Below are 20,919 nucleotides of genomic sequence, written 5' to 3'. Positions count from 1 at the left end.
ATGCGCCGGCTGCTGGGGGAGGGGGGCTTCGGCCAGGTCTTCGAGGCGTGGGATGAGCGGCTGCGGCGCAGCGTGGCGATCAAGTGCTTAAAGCCCGGTGCACGTTTGCCCCCCGATGCCTTGTTGCGCGAGGCGCAGCTTAACGCGTCTTTAAGCCATGCCGCTTTTGTCCGCATCTATGCGGTGGACGATGTTGCCGACCATAGCCAGGCCATCGTCATGGAGCTGGTGAATGGCTATACGCTGCGCAAGTACTTGCAAGAAGGCTGGCCGCTGCCGATTTCTGCGCCAGCCGTTATCGACCAGGTGGCTGCGGCGATGGCGGAAGCCCATGCGGCAGGCTTGGTACACGGCGACCTGAAATCGTCGAACATCATGCTGCAATCGGACGGTGTGGTACGGATTCTGGATTTCGGCCTGGCACGCTACGTTGACCCGCTAGCGACGACCTCCGTCTTGTCGCAGGAACCCCAAGGGACGCTGGCCTATCTTGCGCCGGAGCGTCTGCGTGGCCGGCCGGCGACAGCGCAGGCCGACATTTATGCTCTGGGCGTGGTGCTTTATGAACTGATCAGCGGGACCGTGCCTTTTCCCCAGTTGCAGGGGCTGGCGTTGGCGGCGGCACTGATGCAGTCGTCGTCAGCACAATGGGCCTTTCCCGAGCAGGAGGGGGCGTTGGCGCTGCTGGTGCGGGAAATGACAGCCACCGATCCGGGGCAGCGACCAGCCAGCATGGAGGCGCTGCGCCAACGCATCCGCATGCTGTCGCCTGCGGTGACGCCCCAGCCTGCGTCGGCGTGGCGCTGGCGTGCGATGCTGCAGCGACTGTGGCGTATGCGGTGGCGCATGTTGGCGGCGGCAGGCCTGTGTGCCGTGCTGGCCTGGCAGGTATCACTCTGGCGCAGCGCGGTACTGCCGATCCTGTCGGCGCGCGCCGGTATGCAGGCTGGCATGGCTGAGTTACGTCACTTTGACCGGGAGGGCAGCATCGGCACAGCCATCCAGGTTTTTTCGGAATTGGCACAGCGCCAGCCAAGGCATGCCGGAGCCGCCGCTGGTCTGGCGCTGGCTTATTGTCTGCGCTTTAGTGGCGACGGTCGTGACCCGGCCTGGCTGGAAAGGGCCCGTGCCAGCGCCCAGCAGGCGCTGCGGCTTGACGATCAGTTGGCGCTGGCCCATGTAGCCTCCGGCGACGTCGCCAGGCTGGAGGGGAAATATAAAGAGGCGGAACGCTACTATCGGCGCGCTTTGGAGTTGGAACCTGGCAACCTCGAGGCATTGGCCGGGCGCGTCAACTTGTTGATTGCCGACAGCCGGTTGAGCGAGGCCGATGCCTTGCTCAGGGAGGCTATGGCCGCCTTGCCAACCGAGCGGCGGCTTGCTGACTTGCTGGGAACCCTGCGCTACCAGCAGGGTGATTATCGCGCTGCCGAGGCCGCGTTCCGCCATAGTCTGCAGCTGGAGCCGGACTCGGTTTATGCCTATGCCAACCTGAGCGCAACGCTGTTGCGTCTGAACCGTTCCGACGAGGCATTGCAGATAGTGCAGCAAGGCTTACAGTTACGGCCGGATGGCCGCCTGTATAGCAACCTGGGCACGATACTTTATGCGCGCGGCGAATACCCTGCGGCGGCCGATGCGTTTGAACGCGCCGTGTCGTCGGATAAAGGCAGTCCGCGTTACTACCTGCGCTGGGCGAACCTGGCAGATGCGTTGCGCTGGCTTCCCGGCCGCACGCCCGATGCGCGCAACGCCTACCGCCGCGCGGCCGATCTGCTCGCCATGCAGTTGCAGGGCACGACGCACGACGCGGCCCTGATGTCGCGTATGGGCCTGTATCTGGCATATCTGGAGCAGAGCGGCGCAGCATTGGACTGGACTGCGCGCGCGCTGAGCGCCGCGCCAACCAGCGCAGATAATCAGTTTCGGGCTGCCACAGTGTATGAGCTGAGTGGACGGCGCGATGCTGCGCTGGCCAGTTTGGCACGAGCACGGTCGCTCGGATACCCTGCCCACCTGGTGGACGCCAGCCCGGAACTCATCGCATTACGACGTGACCCCCGCTATACCACACCCACCTCTTCCTTAAAGGAGAACTTGAAATGAGCAACCCTGTCACCTTGCGTGTCTCGTTCGATGCAGAACAAATCAGTAGCAAACTGAACTGGGTATTCATCCCGGAATCGCGCCCTAACTTCGGCACGCATGCGGGATCCATTCTGCTGGCGCATGGCGAGGTGTTGACGGTGGAGGTTGTGGGCAACGGTCTGGTCAAGCCGGGCGGCTTCAGCGGTTTCGAACTGACGGAATGCTGTCTGTTCACGAGGCCGCAAGTGACGCAGGTGGGCAAGAATGTGCCGACCATGTTTGCACCGCCGTCACCCTTCCTGGGCGTCAAGGGAGCCTGCTATATCTTTTCCGGCCAAAGCGAACGTGGTTCAGCTCCCCCTCCGCTACAAGCGGCCCCGGAGAAATGGCTCACAGTGGTAGAGACATTGTCGGATCAACTCGTCGTCGGGCCCAGCGACGGTCGTTGGGAAATGTCATTTATGCTGACCGTGTCGATCCAGTGGAACGGTGCGGCCTCCACTAATCGAGTGTTCTACTTTGATCCTGAAAGCGAAGTCGGTGACGGTGGCCACCCGTCCAATAGCCGGCCGCCGCTCTAGGCCGGTTCCTGCTCAATGGCGTCCGCCGCGCGCTGCACCTGCCGCAAGTGGCGGCGCAGGGCCTCGCTCGGCGTTTTGAGCGCGGCGGCGGCACGCGCAGTGTCACCGCCGTGGCGCGCCAGTGCTTCGGCCAGCTCCGGGGGCGGAATGGCGACAGGCAGGCGTACCTGCGGGTGGCGCGCCAGCAGTTTATACATCGACGGACGCGATACGCCGAGCACTTCCGCTGCCTTGCGGATGCACCAGTTGCTGTGTTCCAACGCCGTGAGTACGGCATCGTCGCTGACAGTCTCAAGCATGCGGCGCGGTGCGGCGGGCCGGGGCGCCGTCTTGACCAAAGCCGGCAGGTAATCGTGGTTGAGCGGGGCCAGCAGACGTTCCGGATCCAGCGGGGCATTCGCTGACAACGCAAGTTCGGCGCGCCGCAGCACGTGCGCCAGCTGGCGCACATTGCCCGGCCATGAATGATTGCACAAGCGGCTAATGAAATCGGACGGCAGTGCATCGGCGCCGCGTTCGGTCAGTAGGTCCTGGATGAAATGCACGATGAGCAAGCCGATATCCTGGCGGCGCGCCCGCAGCGGCGACAAGGCGATCACGAACGCTTCCAACCGTCTCAGCAGCGGCTGGTTGAACGGCGCCGGCATGCCGGTTTGAGCTTCCAGCCTCAAGTCGGTGGCGGCAATCAGGCGCGCCCGGGACTGCAGGTTGCGCGTGCCGCCCACCTGGCGATATTCGCCCGTCTCCAGAAGGCGCAGCAACATGGCCTGAACCGGCGCTGGCGTGGCGCCGACCTCGTCGAGGAAAAGGGTGCCGTCCGCCGCCTCGCCCACCAGCCCGCTGCGCTCTTGCTGCGCGCCAGTGTACGCGCCGCGGGTAGCGCCGAATAATTCTGCCGCCGCCAGGTGTTCCCCCAGCGTGGCCATGTTGACGGCCAGTAGCCGGCCTGTGCTGCAAGCGCTGAGCCGGTGAATGGCGCGCGCCACCAGCTCTTTACCGGTCCCGGTTTCCCCCAGCACCAATACCGGAAGCGAGGTCGGGGCCACCTGCTCGATCAAGCTGCGCACACCGGCGATGCCGGCGCTGACACCGACCAGCTCCGGCATCCGGTTCGGCTGCGGTAGCCCATGCATCCAGTGCAGGCAGAGCAGCACGCCTGCGCCCAGTCGCAACACGACGCCAGCGCCCAGTTCCTCCGCGTTCAGGGTGCGCGGAACAACAAGCGGCTCGCCATTCACCTCGACCGGCATACGGCCGCCCGATGGTGTCACCGTCACGCGCTGGTCCGCGTGCCGCTCCAGCAGTAGCGGATCGCGCGAAACGCTGCGGTGCTCCAGCGGGGCCGCGCCAAAAAGCGGGGCGTAGCGGTGCAGCTCCCAGATGCCGGGCGCTGCCGGGCCATAACATTGGCTGCCGACGCGCTGCCAGTCTGGGTGCCACAGCACGGTCAAACCCAATGGTAGCGGACCACTGGAGCGCAGCTGCGCCAGCGGTTCGGTCAAGGTGAAGTCGTGATCGTCCATGATCGGTCGATTATGCCATGTCAACGTGCTTCGTTGACATGCCGGGACAGTTGTTTTACATGGCCACGGAGGCAGGAAGCCGCTGCGCAGACGTGGCATGGAAATTGATAAACGTCTCTGGTCGCGGCACAGGCCGCGCCTTGCCAACCATAAGGAGATCGCCATGAATAATCTGTCGTGCCAGGCGCCCACCAGCGCTGCCTTGTATTTCACTGTCAGCCTTAACGAAGAGCACACTTTCCTGCGGGTGGCATGGGACGACGACGGTGAAATCGATCTCGGTGAGCGGGTTCATCACTATAGCCTGCTCACCCTGGCGCGCAGGCGCCTGAGCGACTTCAGGCGCGGTCTTGATCCCAGCAGTCAGGGGTGGACTGATGCAGCTCAGTTGTCGCGCATGCTGGGACTGGATCCTGCCCATCTGAACATCCAGTTGCACCGGGCGCGCGCGCAGCTGGCGCGTGCGTTGCCCGACGGCGTGCGTTTGCCCGACTTGGTCGAACGGCGGCGTGGTGAGCTGCGACTGGGCGCTTTGCCTTTCCGCATAGTGCGCGGCTCTCAACTGGAAGGCAGTTGCGCGGCCGAGGTTGTTATCTGATGTACTGCCGTGTAATGGCGCGGCGTGGGCACCAGGCACATCATAGCTTCACCGGCGCATCCGGCGCCGTCAACCAGAGTGAAAAGGAGAACACCATGCCGAACGTAGTTTACTTCCATGCCGAAACCAGCAACTTGAACCAGAACGACGTCAAGCGCGTCATCGACGCCACTCAATATAAGGATTACCAGTACACCATTGCTCCGCTGGTGAGCGGCGATGGTTTCACGGTCACGGGCGACGACCCGATGGCGGTGTCGCCGCTGCAAGCCGCAGCCAAGAAGCTGAAGCTGCGCTTTGTTATTTCATCCGGCGTCAGCGCGCAGGTGGAAGGCGGGCCTACCCCCTACACCGTGGCGTTCTCGATGTCGGCCGATACCGTCCAGGCATTGCAAGGTTCGACGCTGGTGGTGTTCAAAGGCGTCAAGTCGCAGGGCGGATCGAACGGTGCTGCGCCGCTCGCCTGGTTCACCTTCGACGGCTTCAGCACCAGCAACACGCTGAGCTGGACCGAGGACTATTCGGCGTATGTGTCGACCTCGAAAATTATCCCCAAAGGCATCATTACCGCCAGCGACACGCACGAGATCACCTTCGGCGAAACCATGAACGTGATCGACGGCGGCCTGGGCCAAGTGGTGGACGGCGGCCAGAAGAACGCGATCTCGGTCAACAATACCACCTCGACCCTGTACACCAGCGGCATTGCTCAAGTGCCGCCGGATGGCTCGGCAGCCCAGCCGCTGTGCGCGTTCAATCTGTACGGCAATCATGAAAACCTGTTCATCCCCGAAGAAAAGGTATTCCTGATGTTCGTTAGCGGCACGGTGAAACTCGGTACGGTGGTTGCCAAGTCGATCGGCCAGGGCCTGCTGGCGGATCTGACCGGCGTGCAGAAACGCGACGGCATCGTCTATGACATCAACGCCGGCTGGTCCTGGGGCGGCGGGGCCTGGGGCCAGGCCATCGCGCCGAACTCCGACTTGTCGCCGCTGCTGATTGACAGCGTGGGCAACCACGTCAGCAACACGCTGCGTCCGCGTTTGTCGCTGGCCGCCTGATGTGGCATACCCGCCTTCTCTCGCTGGAGGGCGGGTTAGCTCGACTATCCGAGGAGACCATGATGATTGACTATAGCATTCTGCTGACACTGTCGGCGGAGACTGTCGAGGCTTTATACCGGCAAAAATTCAAACTCTATATCTTCAAGGCGGTCCGTTGCGGCTGTACCGGCGAAGTGCTGTTGTGGGCGGCCTTTGAGCAGTACATGGAGAACAACCTGATCGAGTGGAGGGCGGAATATGCCGTGCGGGTGGCGCCTGCCGGGGGCGTGCTGGATCACGGCAATCTGTTCCAGGCAGGCCTGGGGGAAAAGGTCTTGATTCAGAACGCCGATGGCGGCGGTTCGGTGGTGCGCACCGATTTTCCTGCCGGTATTGGTATCGCTAACCAGACCACGACGCCCTTTTATACAGGACTGGCGCAGCCGGCGCCGTCCTGGTCAGGCGCATGTGACTGGAACGCGGTGGCGGCGTTCACGCTCAACGGCGAGATGGAGCAAGTCGTCAGTCCGGCAGAAAAAGTACTCCTTGCCTTTTCCACTGCCGAGTGGCAGCCAGGGCAGCCCGTACGCAAATTAACGACGCCATCGATGCTGCAAGAGATTAGCAGCGGCGGCATTCTGATCGATATGGAATCTGGTCCGGGGACGCAGCGTGAAGTCAGCTATGTCATTAATGAGGGCTGGACTTGGGGAGAGCAAAGCTGGGGCACGCTTGTGGCCGCCTCGGATCTGCTGGCAGAGCAACTGTTGCTCCCCAACCTCTGACAGAACCGTTGGTGCTGCTGGTCCCCCGACTGGAATCACATTTCCCTATGAAAAATGATGGGATCGGATAAAGATACCAACAAAAGTACCAACAAAAATTGCGTTGCTGAATTTTTCATCAGCTGCAATTGGTACGGCTGGGAGATAATAGCGGTAATCGGCTAACTTGTGTGACGATCACTCAACTTGTACCGATATCACCTAACTTGTACCTGTCCTTTCCCGCTAAACAATGACGAACTTCCCGCTGCAACCGGCGTCGCTACTCGAGAGCGATAAGTTTTTGGGCATGATGAAATTCGTTCGACTTTCCAAAGCTGCCGAGATGCTTGGCTGCACTAAGGATCAGCTACTTCACTTCGGAGCCCTTGGATTGCTGGAAGTGTTCGCGCCAGTGCTAGCTGCTGGCGAGTTTGCATGGCCAACAGGGCAGGGATCAAGTGCGTTTATCGACCTCGACCAGCCCTTTGAGCGCTACTTCGATGCGTCATGCCGTGTTGGCATCTTTCCTCAAGATCTTGCAAGAATCGAAGCTGTCGGCTGGGTTGTTCCGTGGAGGTTTTACGCTCCTGACTACGCCCGTGACGTCATGCAGCATGCGCCTAGGACTTTTGAAGAAAGCCTCGCGGAGAAAAATAAAGCACGGCTCGATAAAATTTCGCAGACAAAGGCCAATGCTTTGACTGAACTAAAACGTGAGGGTTTGGATGAGGCAAGGGCCGACTACTTGAGATACATTATCAATGCACAGGTTGGTGATGCCGAGTTTGAAAAAATGCTGAATAAGGGGGCATTGCAATTTCGTGAGAACGGTTTTCGGAGCGCATGGGTTCGAGTGGATTCGCAAGATGAGCCAGTAGAACAAACTACTATAGACCATCTGTTCGTGACGCCGGACGAGCTTGTGCGTCTGCAAGAAGGGCTACCTCAAACGCCAATTTTCTCGGCAGTAGAACTGGCAGGAGTTCCGGCGCGGCCTGAACATGGAAACACTGCGAGCAACGCTAGGAAGAGATTCGAAACCCTGTTGGCTGCTGTGTGGTTGTACAGGAAAGAGATCAGGGAGCTAGTCAAAGACGCTAGAGCGTGGACCCATGACTTAGAAGTCAGAGCGCCTGAACTGTGGAAGTCCGGAGTTCCTCCTTTTGAGACCCGTGGAGTAGAAGACCTTCTACGGAGCGTGTTAAGTGACAAGGGGATAGAGAAATGGCTACAGAGAAAATCTGAAAATACAGAGTAATTTTACACCGTAACATTACTCAAAATTAGTCTTTACAGTCCTTTCCATGCCGGTATGCCCGGCGTTCTAAAGGACTATGATGCAATTCTCTACTTCGTTGAAGATGCTCCGTTGCAAACAATTAATGGCGCGTCTTTCTCTGTCACGCTCGACCATCTACGACAAGCTTTCCAAGTCGTCGCCCCGTTTCGATCCGTCTTTCCCTCGCCCAATCAACCTAGGCCCGCATGCAGTAGGTTGGGTTGAGGCAGAGGTAGACGCTTGGTTGCAAGCTCGCATCGCTGCAAGCCGGTAGCCGAGCAGCGATTCAATTAATCCCATATGTGACCACCTTACCGCGTAACTCCGCAATCGCTAGGTTACGGATTTCATCGAGTTATTCGGTAAAGGAATTTTTCGACCTCCCTATGAGGTCGATGTTTTCGCATGGTCAGGGTTTTGGTTATTAATGTTATTAACAAGTATTAACAAGTAATTGCAGACACAATGAAATAATGGATGATCCTAGTGATATAAACGAGAACTATGAGTTCTGTATGGATGCTATCAACTTCCATAGTCAACCTCACATTACCCTAGAGGATGGACGATGCCTAATAATTAATGAAAAGAACTATGCAGGAAGCTATTGGTACAGCATATACCAATTCGTTCGAAGCATCGAGAAAGCTGCTGCTTATCAGATTGAATCTATCATCAATGCAAATGATGAAAATGATCTGCAAGAAAATGCAATTACTCAATCGTACCAGACGATTACTGGTTTGATTCGGAGCCATGATCCAGATTGCATCTATGGGCCACATATTCAACTTTTCTATGATGTTGCTTTAGAGGTAAATGGCGATAAGCCAGTTACATTTGAAAAATTCAAAGAATTGGTTGGCAAGATAAGGTTTGAAACTAAAAATAAGTCCTTCAAGAAGAAATCTAATAGAAAGCGTGAGAGGCAAAATGCAAATGAGAAGACTGTCCTTGAGTATGTGGACAGTATTTTTCAGAATCACTCTCGCCCCGTAATAATTAGGCTGGATCTTCACTTAAAATTAACAAGCATAGAACGATTGAAGCAGCATGCTAAGATAAGAGAGAAGTTTACGAAATTTCTCAATGACAGACGTAGCAATAAGTTCTTCGAACGTGAGCTTGGTTATGTATGGAAATTTGAAGATGGCGAGTCGCTTGGCGGCCACTATCACTTAATTATCATACTTGACGGTGCCTATGTTCAAAAAGATGAATTCATAGCGTCGCAAATCGGTGAATACTGGAAAAAAATCACAGATGGTGAAGGTACGTACTTCAATGCGAACTCCAAGAAGTATCTTGATAACCTGATAGCACACGGCGTCGGTATAGGTGTAGGCCGTATTGAAAGCCACGACACTGAAAAACGTGGAAATCTCACGCGTATTGTGAAATATTTCTTCAAATTAGAGCAATATGTGGAGGCCAAGCTCTCCGCTGGGGCGCGCTCTTTTGGGAAAGGTATTATTAAGAAAAATAAAGGGGGAGGTGGTAGGCCACGTAAATCGGAAAATTAGAGAAAAAGGGCAACCTGCAATCAGGTTGTCCTTTAACTATGCCGATAGCATTACCTCATTTCTTACATCCAGTTTCCCATTCTTGCATTACGTCGTTCATGATAGGCGCGTCGTCGCCATGCTCTTTGCGAAATGCCGCCACTTTGGCTTCAAAACAGGCATCCTCAGAATTAGGGCTGGCCGGGGCAGGCATCGCTGCCTGCTCCACCCCATTTTTGTAGACTTTTTCTTTGCAAATCACGTCTGCTGGGTCATCTACCATAGCGGCATAGAAGTATGTGCCGCCAAGCTGCTGAGCCATTGCAGGATAAAGCTGTGCTTTTGAAAAATACGCCCTGCGCTTTTCGCCGGTAACAGCGTCGCTCAAATTGCAAGTTTTCCATGTGCCGTCGTAAATACCGGCGACGTAATGTTCCTCATACGCGCCGGAGCGTGATACGCCAGTCTTGCGCCCGTTTTCCCAAACCAGATCAGTCAACAAAGTATCGCCGGTAATGTCCCAAAGCTTCTCTTCGCCAACCTTCTTACCGGCACTATAGTTGATACGGCTGATGATCTTGCCAGTTTTAGGGTTATAGCGCTCTTCAACGCCGTCAGGCTCGCCACCATGAATAGTGGCTGACATCATCAAGTTGCCCGTATCGGATGCCCACATTTTCATAGGCCCATCGATCTGACCTTTGCTGTAGGTGAATTCACCGATCTTTTTGCCGTTGGCGTCCTGGCACACGGCAATCCCATCAAATTGACCGTCGCTCACAGGTACCTTACAACTGCCCGCCCACGCGCCGTACTGTGCGGCGTATCGTTTGCCGACGTCGGTTACGCCTACATTGGTCAGCGTGCCGTTAAACGGATCACTGGCATCCTTCTTGTAAATCAGGCCTCGCTCAACGTGCGCCTGCCGTGCGTCGATCTCACGGCTACAGCCCTGTAGCAAGATGATGCTCAATGATGCAACCACGAAGGTGGCTAATTTCAATGGTGTTTTAGGTTGATGCATGGCGCTCCTTATTTCCGGGCTACCCCGGTCTTGGGTTGTTGTGCAAGAAATTGTTTATTGGCAATCAAATCCTACCAATTCGGTAGTATTTGTTCAAGCTGAAACGTGGACTATCTTTTCCTTTAGGTTCGGGAAATAGAAACATGTCTGTACTGGGCGATCGTCTAAAACAAGCACGTCTAAAATGCGGACTGTCACAAGAGCAGCTTGGGCTTCAGGCCGGTCTTGAGGTTGAAAGCGCCAGCGCAAGAATGAATCGCTATGAACGCGGCACGCGAGTTCCTGGTGTAGAGTTGATGGAGAGGATCGGAAACGTTCTCGGCCTGCCGCTGGCGTACTTCTACGCTACGAGCGAGGACGAAGCGAGACTACTCGTCTTGTATCAACGTTTGTCCAGTGATGACAAAGAGAAGTTGTGTCAGCTAGCCGAACAATTAGCGATAACTTGAGCCTAAAGCGACCGCAAGGTGAGTGATCGTGTTCGTATGCCGTTGTCTACCTAAGGCAGCCATCGCCCCAATTCATTTTGATGTAGGCTAGATATCCAATCTCGTCAATGGACGAGGTCATTAATAGGAATTTTTATGGCTGCAACTGTTGAGCAATTCTGGGGCGACATAACGACGCTAGCGTTGAAGCTTGTACAGGCATACGGTCTGACTTACAGCTTGTCTGGTAGCACTGCGGACGAGATGGCGCTACAGCGGTGGATGGACTACCGGCTTCGGCATTTAATTGCTCAACCTCGCAAGGTTGTAAAATCATCACGTTTTCCGGTGCAGAACTTACCAGCCGAGATCAACAAAGCACTCTCTGTGCTTGAGGCTAAATTCACAAACGGTGATGATGTAAACCCATATCTGAGTAAAACAACCATCGCTAATGACGTCTCTGCAGCCAAGCAAATGCGGCGGACCGACGGCTTGTGGGCGGATTGGGGCATTCATCACTTACATTTGACGCCCGAACCCTTGGTGGAGGGGGAACGCTTTTCTAAACGGTCAGGTTGGCTGCTCTTCGCTAGGATTTATGAAGACGTCGTAGCTCTTATCGACGTCCGCAGTCATGACGAGAAGGACCTTTGGACTCAGGAAGAGCTTCTGAAGACCTTCATCGATTCGTGGCCGGAACAAGCAGAGCCTCATCGAATTAGCACTATGCAAGTCACATCCACCCCTACAGAACCAGGCGACCTGAAGTCGCTCCGCAACGCGGGCATTGTCGCGCCTGTGGAGCACAACGGCCAACACTACTTTGGGTTTGGCGGTGGAGTTACAGCAGCCGTGACGTCCAGTGCCGCCAGCATGGCATGTGTAAATGTGATTCGAAATGCTCATCAACTCGCATTGTGGCTGGATTCACCGGACAATATAATCCGAGTAGAACTCAATGGACTCGGCATCTCTCAGCCTAAGTTCTTTCTCGGTGTCGGGGATCATGGGCTTGTCATTGCAGAGCGCACAAAAACCGAACACGCATGGAACTTTCCTGAGTCCAATCAGCGTAATTTCAGCGCTGTTCAAGATGGACTGCTGCCCGCGTGGGCAGTACCCACACTGATGGATCACCTTCGGTCTGAGCTTTAAATCCGACGCATTTGAAGAGCGAGCTAGTTGCGGCGATACACCTATCCGTGGGCCTTCAAAATCCGGTACACCGATGCTATCCCGATTCCGCAGGCATCCGCGACCTCTTGCTTAGTCACCCCCTTGGCAATCAAGGCCAGTACCTTAGTACTCTTTGCTTGGGCAGTGGGTGCACGGCCAGTATATGCTCCACGTTGCTTTGCTGCGGCAATTCCGACCCGCTGGCGCTCCAGCATGTTCTCCCTCTCGAACTGGGCAATGGATGCGAACAGATTGAACGTGAGACGTCCCGACGGCGTGGCGGTGTCCACTGCCAGATCAAGTATGCGTATCGTTGCACCGGCACGCGCCACACGCGATTCAATTTCAACCATGTGCACCATCGAGCGAGCGGCGCGAGATAAGCTGCTAAATACCAGTACATCGCATGGCCTCAGGATGGTGAGTACCTTGGCGAATTCAATCCGATCTTCCATCTTGACGCTGCTGATCTGCTCCCGGTAGATCGACTGATCCGTGCAGCCAGCTCCCTTGAGCTTCGCAATTTGATCGGCAAGCCCGGCCACTTGCTCAACTGTTGAGGTACGAGCGTATCCATAAATCGTCATGGCGATTCCTTTCTATCAATAGGGTCTGGAACTGGTGAAATTATCAATAGGCTCTAGAGAGATGAGCGGCATTGATAGGTTTTTGATGGTGGCGTGGAGCAGATCAGTTGACCCTGCTCTAGTGGTAGACGCTATCGGCAGCGCAATACAGCACGTGGCTACATTGCAGCCAAGGGCAGGATCGAAAGGGGTCGTTTTTCGTACTGTCGAATGCTAAGATGCAAGGTAAACTCCTTCTAAAAAATTGCCAACGAGTAAACACATAAACACAGGTGTGCTTGTCGGCTAACCAGACTGTTCCATGAACGCAGTAGAAATCGAATCAGCAATATCAGACTTGGCACTTCAGCCATTCGACAAGGAAGAGTTCCCCTTCGCGTTCCTAGCCGCTTTCGGCAATAAAGAGACCGCCCTCAAGCGCCTGCGCACCGGCAACAACAACGCCTCGGATGTCCGTGGCGGGGTCCTTCAGCGCAACAATATTCATATCGCCGCGTGCGAGGTTGGCAATGTCGGCGAAACCCTAAAGGCATTGCGCGCCAGTTCGGCAACTACGAAAGCTAAAGCAAAGTTTATCCTGGCGACTGACGGGCAGACTCTCGAAGCTGAAGACTTGCTCAGCGGAGAAACCAGGGCTTGCAACTATCCGGATTTTCCAAATCACTTTGGCTTCTTCCTACCTTTGGCCGGCATCTCCACGATCAAGGAGATTAAGGACGATCCCATTGATGTACGCGCCACGGGGCGCCTGAACAAGCTGTATGTCGAGTTGTTAAGCGAAAACCCAGAATGGGCGACAAGCGAACGCAGGCATGACATGAACCATTTCATGGCTCGCTTGATTTTTTGCTTTTTTGCTGAGGACACTGATATCTTCAACGGCACGGGCTTGTTCACCCAGACAGTGGAGAGGATGAGCGAACGAGATGCTTCCAACACCCATGAGGTATTGGAGACCATCTTCCGCGCCATGAATGTCAAAGTGACTGAGCGTGCCGAAGCCCAACCTCGGCTGCCTAGTTGGGCAAATGGCTTTCCCTATGTAAACGGTGGACTGTTTTCCGGAAATACAGAAGTGCCGCGTTTTACACGAATGGCACGCACGTATCTGTTACATGCCGGTGGCTTGAATTGGAAACAAATAAACCCGGACATCTTTGGAAGCATGATTCAGGCAGTGGCCGATGATGAGGAGCGAGGTGCCTTAGGAATGCACTACACCAGTGTTCCGAACATCCTCAAAGTGTTGAACCCCTTATTCTTGGATGACCTGCGTGCGCAACTGGCCGAAGCCGGCGATAACGAGCGCAAGCTCCTGAACCTACGCAAGCGTATGGCACGCATCCGCGTCTTCGATCCTGCCTGCGGGTCTGGTAATTTCTTGGTGATCGCTTACAAGCAAATTCGCGAGATCGAGGCAGAAATCAACCGTCGCAGAAACGAACTTCAACTAGGTACGGAAATTCCGCTAACAAATTTCCGTGGAATCGAGTTGCGTGATTTTCCAGCTGAGATTGCGCGTTTAGCACTCATCATTGCGGAGTTCCAGTGTGACGTGCTATATCGCGGGCAGAAGGACGCGCTTGCCGAGTTCTTACCGCTTGATTCGCAAAACTGGATTGTGTGCGGAAATGCCCTGCGACTCGATTGGTTGAACATCTGCCCTCCTACAGGCACGGGTGTCAAATTGGTTGCTGAAGATTTGTTTAGTACCCCACTCAAGCAGACAACAATCGACTTCGAAAATGAGGGCGGCGAAACGTATATCTGTGGTAATCCACCTTATCTTGGATCAACTTGGCAGACTAACGAACAGAAGGCTGATCTGGAGGCCATCTTTACTGCAAGGACAAAGAATTGGAAGTCTCTGGACTACGTAGCGGGATGGTTCATGAAAGCTGCAGATTATGGAACTAGGACAAAATCAGCTGCCGCATTTGTATCCACAAATTCGATTTGCCAAGGACAGCAAGTACCGATTCTTTGGCCGTTAATATTTGAGACGGGACATGAGATTTCCTTTGCCTACACCTCCTTCAAATGGACGAATCTCGCCAGTCACAATGCTGGGGTGACAGTGATCATTGTTGGAGTTGCTAGCCTTTCGCAGAGAAATCGAAATCTATTTACTGTTTCTGACGATGGGAATGTCAGCGCTAAAGTTGCTGACCACATCAATGCTTACTTGGTGCCAGGGAAGCAGGTAATCGTAGAGAAATCATCAAGACCTCTGTCTGGCGTTTCTGAAATGCTGTTTGGTAGCAAGCCGGTAGACGGAGGACACCTGCTATTTTCGCTGGATGAGTTGGAGTCGCTTGGACTGAGTCGGCAAGACAAGGAGCGATACATTCGTCCGATAGTCGGTTCGGAAGAATTCATTAGCGGAAAGCAGCGTTTTTGTCTATGGATTGAAGATAAAGATGCAGACAGCGCCCGCGTACATCCTGTAATTGGACCGCGCCTACAGATGGTTCGATCAATGCGATTGAGCAGCTCCAAAGTTGTGACGCAACGTGGTGCGGATTGGCCACATCGGTTTGACGAGAGACGTCAAACCGGCAACGAGACAGTTGTGATAGTTCCTAGCGTTTCATCTGAGACGCGCGAATACCTTCCAGTTGGATATATGCAGAAGGGCTCGATCATTAGCAACCTGGCTTTTGCGCTTTATGATGCCCCTCTTTGGAACATGGCTCTAATCGCCTCCCGACTTCATTTGATCTGGATTGGCACCGTTTGCGGCAAACTCGAAACACGCTATCGCTATTCCAACACGATCGGATGGAACACTTTTCCGGTGCCGATGCTAACCGAGCAAAACAAAGAAGACCTGACCGCTTGCGCCGAAGGCATCTTACTGGCGCGCGAAGCGCATTTCCCGGCCACTATTGCCACCCTATATGAACCGGACAATATGCCAGACAACTTGCGCCATGCGCACGAGCGTAACGACGAAGTATTGGAGCGAATCTACATCGGACGGCGCTTCAGGAACGACACCGAACGGCTAGAAAAATTGTTCGACCTTTACACCAAGATGACGGTGGACGCAACCAAGGTTGCATCCAGATCAAAGAAGGGAATGAAAGCATGACTGAACAAACCGGCAACGCTGCGAATCGCTATACCGTGCCATCGGTATCCATCAGCACAGCTCGCACCGGAGCGTCCAATAAAGCCAATGCGCTTGGCATGCGTACTATGCAGGAGCGCGCCTACGCCAAGAGGGGCGAACAGTATTTGCTGATCAAATCTCCGCCAGCTTCTGGTAAGTCGCGAGCGTTGATGTTTATCGCGCTAGACAAGCTCAACAATCAGAGCTTGCAACAGGCTATTGTCGTGGTGCCAGAGCGTTCTATTGGCGGTAGCTTTGCTGATGAGCCGTTGAGTCAACACGGATTTTACTGGGATTGGCATGTAGCCCCGCAGTGGAATCTTTGCAATGCTCCTGGGGTGGACGAGCCGCGCGTGGCGAAGTCCAAAGTGGAAGCGGTGAGCAAGTTCCTAGAGAGCGATGACAAGGTACTGGTCTGTACACATGCCACGTTCCGCTTTGCAGTAGAAGAGTTGGGTGTCCAGGCATTCGATAATCGCCTGATCGCCATCGATGAATTCCACCATGTATCAAGCAACCCGGATAATAAGCTGGGAAGCCAACTGGGTGCATTCATCGCCCGCGATAAAGTGCATTTGGTCGCCATGACGGGTTCCTATTTCCGTGGCGATAGCGAGGCCGTTATGGGTCCAGAGGACGAGGCCAAGTTCGAAACGATCACTTACACTTATTACGAACAGCTCAACGGCTATCGTTGGTTGAAGTCGCTGGACATCGGTTATTTCTTTTACACAGGCCCTTACGTTAATGCGATCAATAAGGTGCTGGACCCAGCGCTAAAAACCATCGTCCACATCCCCAATGTGAATGCCCGCGAGAGCCTCAAGGACAAAGAGCGAGAGGTGAACGAAATCATGCACGGCTTGGGCGAATGGAAAGGCGTGGATCCTGTCACTGGCTTCCATCTAATTCAGGCTCATGATGGCCGCACCTTGAGGGTAGCGGACTTGGTCGACGACAGCGACCCGGCTAAGCGCTCAAAAGTGCTCACCGCGCTGAAAGACCCCGCGCAGAAAGACAACCGCGATAGCGTCGATGTCATCATTGCGCTGGGGATGGCTAAGGAAGGCTTCGACTGGATCTGGTGCGAACACGCGCTGACGATTGGCTACCGAAGCAGCCTGACCGAAATAGTTCAGATCATTGGTCGCGCGACCCGCGATGCTGAAGGAAAGGAGCGATCTCGCTTCACTAACCTGATCGCGGAGCCTGCTGCTGAACAATCCGCAGTCGCTGAAGCGGTTAACGACATGCTGAAAGCCATTTCCGCTAGCCTGTTGATGGAGCAGGTACTCGCTCCGCGATATGAATTCACCCCCAAAAACGCAGGCCCGAAAGAAGGCTTCGATTACGGTGAGGATGGCTACAAGGAAGATGGGCACAACATCGGCGTAAATCAGGAAACAGGGCAGTATCACGTTGAAATTAATGGTCTGACCACTCCGCAAAGCTCAGAGGCTACACGTATTTGCAAAGAGGATTTGAACGAAGTCGTTACGAGTTTTTTGCAGGACAAAACTGTGCTAGAGCGCGGTTTGTTCGACAAGGAAAATACATTGCCCGAAGAACTTACTCAGCTACGCATGGGGAAGATAGTGCGGGAACGTTACCCGGACTTGAGCGAAGTCGACCAAGAGGCAATTCGGCAACATGCGGTCGCAGCCATGAATCTTACGCAGCAGGCCAAATTAGCATTGGCCCAAGCGGATGCCAACGGCAGCGGCACGGACCAAGGCAGCACAGCGTTGCTAGATGGTGTGCGCAGGTTCGTCAATGTGCGTGACTTAGACATTGACTTGATCGACCGCATTAACCCCTTCGATGCCGCTTATGCGGTACTGGCGAAGTCTATGGATGAAAAATCTCTGCGTCAGGTGCAGGCCAGTATTGCCGCCAAAAAGGTAAGCATTCCTGAAGATGAAGCACGTGAGCTGGCCAAACGCGCTTTGCAGTTCAAGAACGAACGTGGTCGCCTGCCAGATATCAACTCTGCCGACTTGTGGGAAAAACGGATGGCCGAAGGTGTAGCCGCGCTGACTCGTTACCGTGCGCAGGCCAAAGCCGCCCAAAGGGAGTCTGGCAATGGCTGATATGGATGATGACGAACTGCTAGATGCGCTTGGAGTAGATGCCACCCCGCTCAAAGCTGCCAGTCGCACTGCGACCGAGGAACGTATCATTGCAGGATTTGAAGATATTCTACGCTTCCATCGGGCACATGGGAGAGCCCCGCTTCATGGCGAGGGCCACGATATATTCGAGCGGCTGTGCGCTGTTCGTCTTGATCAACTGCGCAGGTCGCCGCAGGCGCAAACTCTGCTGGCCGAGTTGGACGTACCTGGCTTGCTATCTGGGGCAGGCACGGCAATCTGCGTGGATGACTTGGATGAAGACGCATTGCTGGCTGAGCTGGGCATTGACGCTGATCCTGCTGGCCAGAATGACATTACGGTATTGCGCCACGTCCGGCCTTATGTCGAAATCAAGGCAGCGGAGGAAATTGCCGACCGCACTTCCTGCGCTGATTTTGATTACTTCAAACCCTTCTTTGATGAAGCTGAAGCAGGCCTCAAAGCAGGCACTTGGATGACCAAGCCCTTCGTCAAGAACGCCAGCATTGAGGTAAAAGATTTCTTCATTATTAGCGGCCAAATAGCTTACGTGGCCGAAATGTATGAAGGTTCTACGACCAAGGATGGACGCGAAAACCCACGACTGAGGGTCGTTTTTGACAACCAGACTGAGAGTAACCTATTGCTACGCTCACTCTCGCGCTCACTCTACCCTGACGGAGACACACCTGTGGGGCGCCGCCTTATTCGCAAGGATGACGGTCCGCTTTTTGGTAGCGTCTCAGAACCAGACGACATTGAAACCGGAACGATTTATGTGTTGCGTAGTCTGTCTAGCCATCCGTTCGTTACTGAGCATCGCGAACTGATCCACAAAATCGGCGTTACTGGGGGCAGAGTTGAAACCCGCATCGCAGGCGCAGAAAACGACTCTACCTACCTCTTGGCCGATGTGGAAATAATTGCTACCTACAAGCTCCACAACATCAACCGTACAAGACTGGAAAATATTTTCCATCGTTTGTTTGGTGCCGCTCAGCTCGATTTAACCATTGAAGATCGCTTCGGACGCCCGGTCAAGCCAAAGGAGTGGTTTTTAGTACCACTTAATGTGATTGATGAGGCGGTTCATCGTATCAGGGACGGCTCGATTACCGATGTGACGTATGATCCCCAGACTGCTCGTCTTATGGATCAGGTTTAGCGATTATCTTCATGGAGCGGCGAAAAGCCGCTCCATGAGTTACAACGTAATGTGAATTATTCTCCAAGAAAAACGTGCTCAGGAAATCATCATAAGCGCCTGATCCAATGCCCGCTCTTTCAGAGCTGCACCTTGCCCAAACCATGCTGATTCCAGCCGATGATCGGTACTGCGTGCGCGCCGGTCATGGTCAATAAACTCCGTTACGGAGTTGAGCAGACCAAAGGCAGTGCCCTTTGACGACGCCAGCTCAGCGCCTCTACCATGCCCGTCAAAGAGAGTCATGACCTTTGCCATCGTGCGATCACTCGCATTGTCGCTACCCGCTTTCGTCTCATCAGAAAAGACCCGTGCAAGGTAGTTCATCGCCTCATGCGATTTTACCTTCCGCTCGCTGAGCCCCTTCATGTGGTACATGAAGGTATTCCAGGTCGAAACCGAAATGCCGAGCTGGCGTTTCACAGATTGCGCGTCAAACGCCGTGTTGTGGCGTACCTTCACAGCTCCGCTACTGGCGCCCAAGGCCACAGCCAGCGTATTGTTGCAGACGACGCGAATACTCGTGAATTGCGCGGTCGTCGCCAATGTGCCATCGCATGCCGTGGCAAGAAGGACGTAGGCATTGCTCACGTCATTGCCTTTCAGCGTTGACGATTGGCCGGTGCGGGCTAGTGCCCAAATTTTCCGACCGCCCTTTAGGACTCCGGCTGTCTCAAGTTTGAAGCCGGAGACCTCTGTCAGATCTCGGTAGAACTCCAATATTTCGCTGGGTTGCACTACCTGGAAGCGTTGGCTGACGACGGACAGGGGTGTCTTTGTGTCGGAGCGGAACAGCACTTTGTTTTCGGGGAACGACGCGAATGTGCCGACGCTGTCAGCATCGCTCGTCATGAAGCTGACGGGCGATTCACGGATGCACCAGTTCATTCCAGCTTGTTCCGCCCAGACTTCGATGGGCTGATTGGCGCTGAGTTGATTTCCTATTCCATGCCAAGGCACGTCGCCCACGTAAGCCATTTTTTCAAGTAAGTGTGCCATTAGATATTTCCTTTTCTTTGTTAAGGTGTAGCCGGGCCTCCGTCCCGTTTCCGGATTGACTGGACAGGTACGACGGGGAGAGGTATTGCTAGAGGTATGCCATGACGGGCATCCCGTTGGACTATCAGCGAGGGACTGATGTGGACTGCGGTTATGCATTACGCCTCGTAAAAAATTGGCTCCAGGACTTCTTCACTTTTTTTGCCAAAGCTAAATTCGCAGTCCATGCACAGGAAATTATCGAGAATGTTCTCATCGATAATTTCGCCGAGCGCAGCGCCAGCAGAACTACCGGCAGCACCGCAAACCAAGGCACCGATGACTGCACCTGCGACACCACCTAGAACGACGCCAGGTGGCCCAGCAAACGCGCCTGCGAGAGCACCAAGCTCTGCACCACTGGCGGCACCGGCTGCGCCACGAACTGCGCCAGCAATCGTGCCGACGGTGCAGATTAGTCTTCTCGCGTAGTCCTTGGTCACGATCCGCTCAGATTCACATCGTGGGCATCGGCGCGTCATTCTTCAACGCTCCGACGTGCGAATCTTGCGGCTGTTAGGCTCGACTCTGCGCTGACCCTTTTGTAGTGGTCGCGCACAGCGTTGCGCCGTACTCGCTCCATGTACGCAATGAAGCTTGTCGCTGACAGGAATCCAACAGCAAATACGATGGAAAAAGCAGTGAGGTGTTCCAAGGGGGATGTGTTCGGTCGCATGACGAATCCTTTAAAAAGTACGGTTGGGGTGAGCTGGGCGGCAACGCCGTCCACGATTAAACAAAAGGGCATAACTCCGCAGCCTGATGGCTGCGGAGTTATGCCCTCGATTAATGAGGTTAGGTCTATTAGGTCTATCTAGACGGGAGGGGGAGGCGTGGCGCAGCTTCTGATAG

The 20,919-nt window shown here is 54.7% G+C and carries 18 protein-coding genes; 13 read left to right on the top strand and 5 right to left on the bottom strand.

From position 1 onward, the window contains the following. Positions 1–2,106: a serine/threonine-protein kinase gene (locus BMZ70_RS18240; protein WP_165403618.1), complete on the top strand. Its 2,106-nt coding sequence runs from the start codon at positions 1–3 to the stop codon at positions 2,104–2,106. Beyond that, positions 2,103–2,669 (top strand): hypothetical protein, encoded by a 567-nt coding sequence (locus tag BMZ70_RS18235; protein WP_092278046.1) that lies wholly within the window; start codon positions 2,103–2,105, stop codon positions 2,667–2,669. Before BMZ70_RS18240 ends, BMZ70_RS18235 begins: the two co-directional genes overlap by 4 nt. Here BMZ70_RS18235 and BMZ70_RS18230 read toward each other — a convergent pair. Continuing rightward, the gene (locus BMZ70_RS18230; RefSeq protein ID WP_165403619.1) at positions 2,666–4,192 is read right to left on the bottom strand and encodes a sigma 54-interacting transcriptional regulator; all 1,527 of its coding nucleotides are present in this window, start codon (positions 4,190–4,192) and stop codon (positions 2,666–2,668) included. The two genes, BMZ70_RS18235 and BMZ70_RS18230, sit on opposite strands and share 4 nt — an antisense overlap. A 97-nt stretch (positions 4,193–4,289) precedes the next feature. Here BMZ70_RS18230 and BMZ70_RS18225 point away from each other — a divergent pair, with 97 nt between their 5' ends. The 6 genes from BMZ70_RS18225 (at position 4,290) to BMZ70_RS18200 (ending at position 9,402) form a co-directional block, all read left to right on the top strand. After that, complete coding sequence (locus BMZ70_RS18225) at positions 4,290–4,790, top strand: hypothetical protein (RefSeq protein ID WP_165403620.1); 501 nt, start codon at positions 4,290–4,292, stop codon at positions 4,788–4,790. 95 nt (positions 4,791–4,885) lie between these two features. Then, complete coding sequence (locus BMZ70_RS18220) at positions 4,886–5,851, top strand: hypothetical protein (RefSeq protein ID WP_092278040.1); 966 nt, start codon at positions 4,886–4,888, stop codon at positions 5,849–5,851. A 59-nt stretch (positions 5,852–5,910) separates the two neighbouring features. Beyond that, positions 5,911–6,618, top strand: a complete 708-nt coding sequence (locus tag BMZ70_RS18215) for a hypothetical protein (RefSeq protein ID WP_130301128.1) — start codon at positions 5,911–5,913, stop codon at positions 6,616–6,618. A 232-nt stretch (positions 6,619–6,850) separates the two neighbouring features. Continuing rightward, a complete protein-coding gene (locus tag BMZ70_RS18210) occupies positions 6,851–7,858 on the top strand; it encodes a hypothetical protein (protein ID WP_092278036.1) in 1,008 nt (335 codons plus the stop codon). Positions 7,859–7,934: 76 nt separating this feature from the next. After that, positions 7,935–8,153 (top strand): helix-turn-helix transcriptional regulator, encoded by a 219-nt coding sequence (locus BMZ70_RS29330; RefSeq protein WP_092278034.1) that lies wholly within the window; start codon positions 7,935–7,937, stop codon positions 8,151–8,153. Between the two features lie 241 nt (positions 8,154–8,394). Beyond that, a complete protein-coding gene (locus BMZ70_RS18200) occupies positions 8,395–9,402 on the top strand; it encodes a YagK/YfjJ domain-containing protein (protein WP_165403621.1) in 1,008 nt (335 codons plus the stop codon). A 55-nt stretch (positions 9,403–9,457) separates the two neighbouring features. On the opposite strand, the gene BMZ70_RS18195 is transcribed toward BMZ70_RS18200, so the two are convergent. Continuing rightward, the gene (locus BMZ70_RS18195) at positions 9,458–10,405 is read right to left on the bottom strand and encodes a toxin-antitoxin system YwqK family antitoxin (protein ID WP_130301130.1); all 948 of its coding nucleotides are present in this window, start codon (positions 10,403–10,405) and stop codon (positions 9,458–9,460) included. A 143-nt stretch (positions 10,406–10,548) separates the two neighbouring features. Between BMZ70_RS18195 and BMZ70_RS18190 the strand changes: the two genes are divergently transcribed. Both BMZ70_RS18190 and BMZ70_RS18185 read left to right on the top strand, forming a co-directional pair. Then, a complete protein-coding gene (locus BMZ70_RS18190) occupies positions 10,549–10,854 on the top strand; it encodes a helix-turn-helix domain-containing protein (RefSeq protein ID WP_092278028.1) in 306 nt (101 codons plus the stop codon). Between the two features lie 135 nt (positions 10,855–10,989). Beyond that, complete coding sequence (locus BMZ70_RS18185) at positions 10,990–11,991, top strand: hypothetical protein (protein WP_092278026.1); 1,002 nt, start codon at positions 10,990–10,992, stop codon at positions 11,989–11,991. A 41-nt stretch (positions 11,992–12,032) separates the two neighbouring features. On the opposite strand, the gene BMZ70_RS18180 is transcribed toward BMZ70_RS18185, so the two are convergent. Beyond that, positions 12,033–12,599 (bottom strand): recombinase family protein, encoded by a 567-nt coding sequence (locus tag BMZ70_RS18180; protein ID WP_092278024.1) that lies wholly within the window; start codon positions 12,597–12,599, stop codon positions 12,033–12,035. A 301-nt stretch (positions 12,600–12,900) separates the two neighbouring features. On the opposite strand from BMZ70_RS18180, the gene BMZ70_RS18175 reads away from it, so the two are divergent. Genes BMZ70_RS18175 through BMZ70_RS18165 form a run of 3 tightly spaced genes read left to right on the top strand, consistent with a single transcriptional unit; the run spans position 12,901 to position 18,990 of the window. Beyond that, the gene (locus tag BMZ70_RS18175; protein ID WP_092278022.1) at positions 12,901–15,693 is read left to right on the top strand and encodes a class I SAM-dependent DNA methyltransferase; all 2,793 of its coding nucleotides are present in this window, start codon (positions 12,901–12,903) and stop codon (positions 15,691–15,693) included. After that, positions 15,690–17,804 carry a DEAD/DEAH box helicase gene (locus BMZ70_RS18170; protein ID WP_092278020.1) on the top strand — a complete coding sequence of 705 codons (2,115 nt, stop codon included), beginning with the start codon at positions 15,690–15,692 and terminating at the stop codon, positions 17,802–17,804. The genes BMZ70_RS18175 and BMZ70_RS18170 overlap by 4 nt, the downstream gene beginning before the upstream one ends. Next, positions 17,797–18,990, top strand: a complete 1,194-nt coding sequence (locus tag BMZ70_RS18165) for a GIY-YIG nuclease family protein (RefSeq protein ID WP_092278018.1) — start codon at positions 17,797–17,799, stop codon at positions 18,988–18,990. The genes BMZ70_RS18170 and BMZ70_RS18165 overlap by 8 nt, the downstream gene beginning before the upstream one ends. Positions 18,991–19,068: 78 nt before the next feature. Here the strand turns inward: BMZ70_RS18165 and BMZ70_RS18160 are convergent, their stop codons facing one another. Together BMZ70_RS18160 and BMZ70_RS18155 are read right to left on the bottom strand one after the other, a co-directional pair. Beyond that, entirely contained in the window at positions 19,069–20,028 is a 960-nt protein-coding gene (locus BMZ70_RS18160) for a DUF932 domain-containing protein (protein WP_092278016.1), read from the bottom strand. 158 nt (positions 20,029–20,186) lie between these two features. Further along, positions 20,187–20,510 carry a hypothetical protein gene (locus BMZ70_RS18155; RefSeq protein WP_229205548.1) on the bottom strand — a complete coding sequence of 108 codons (324 nt, stop codon included), beginning with the start codon at positions 20,508–20,510 and terminating at the stop codon, positions 20,187–20,189. Positions 20,511–20,919 lie beyond the last annotated feature (409 nt).

This window comes from Duganella sp. CF402 (genome assembly GCF_900109645.1).
Taxonomy (GTDB): Bacteria; Pseudomonadota; Gammaproteobacteria; order Burkholderiales; family Burkholderiaceae_D; genus Rugamonas.
Note: the sequence above shows the minus strand (reverse complement) of the source record. Positions and strands in the feature narration are given on the sequence as shown.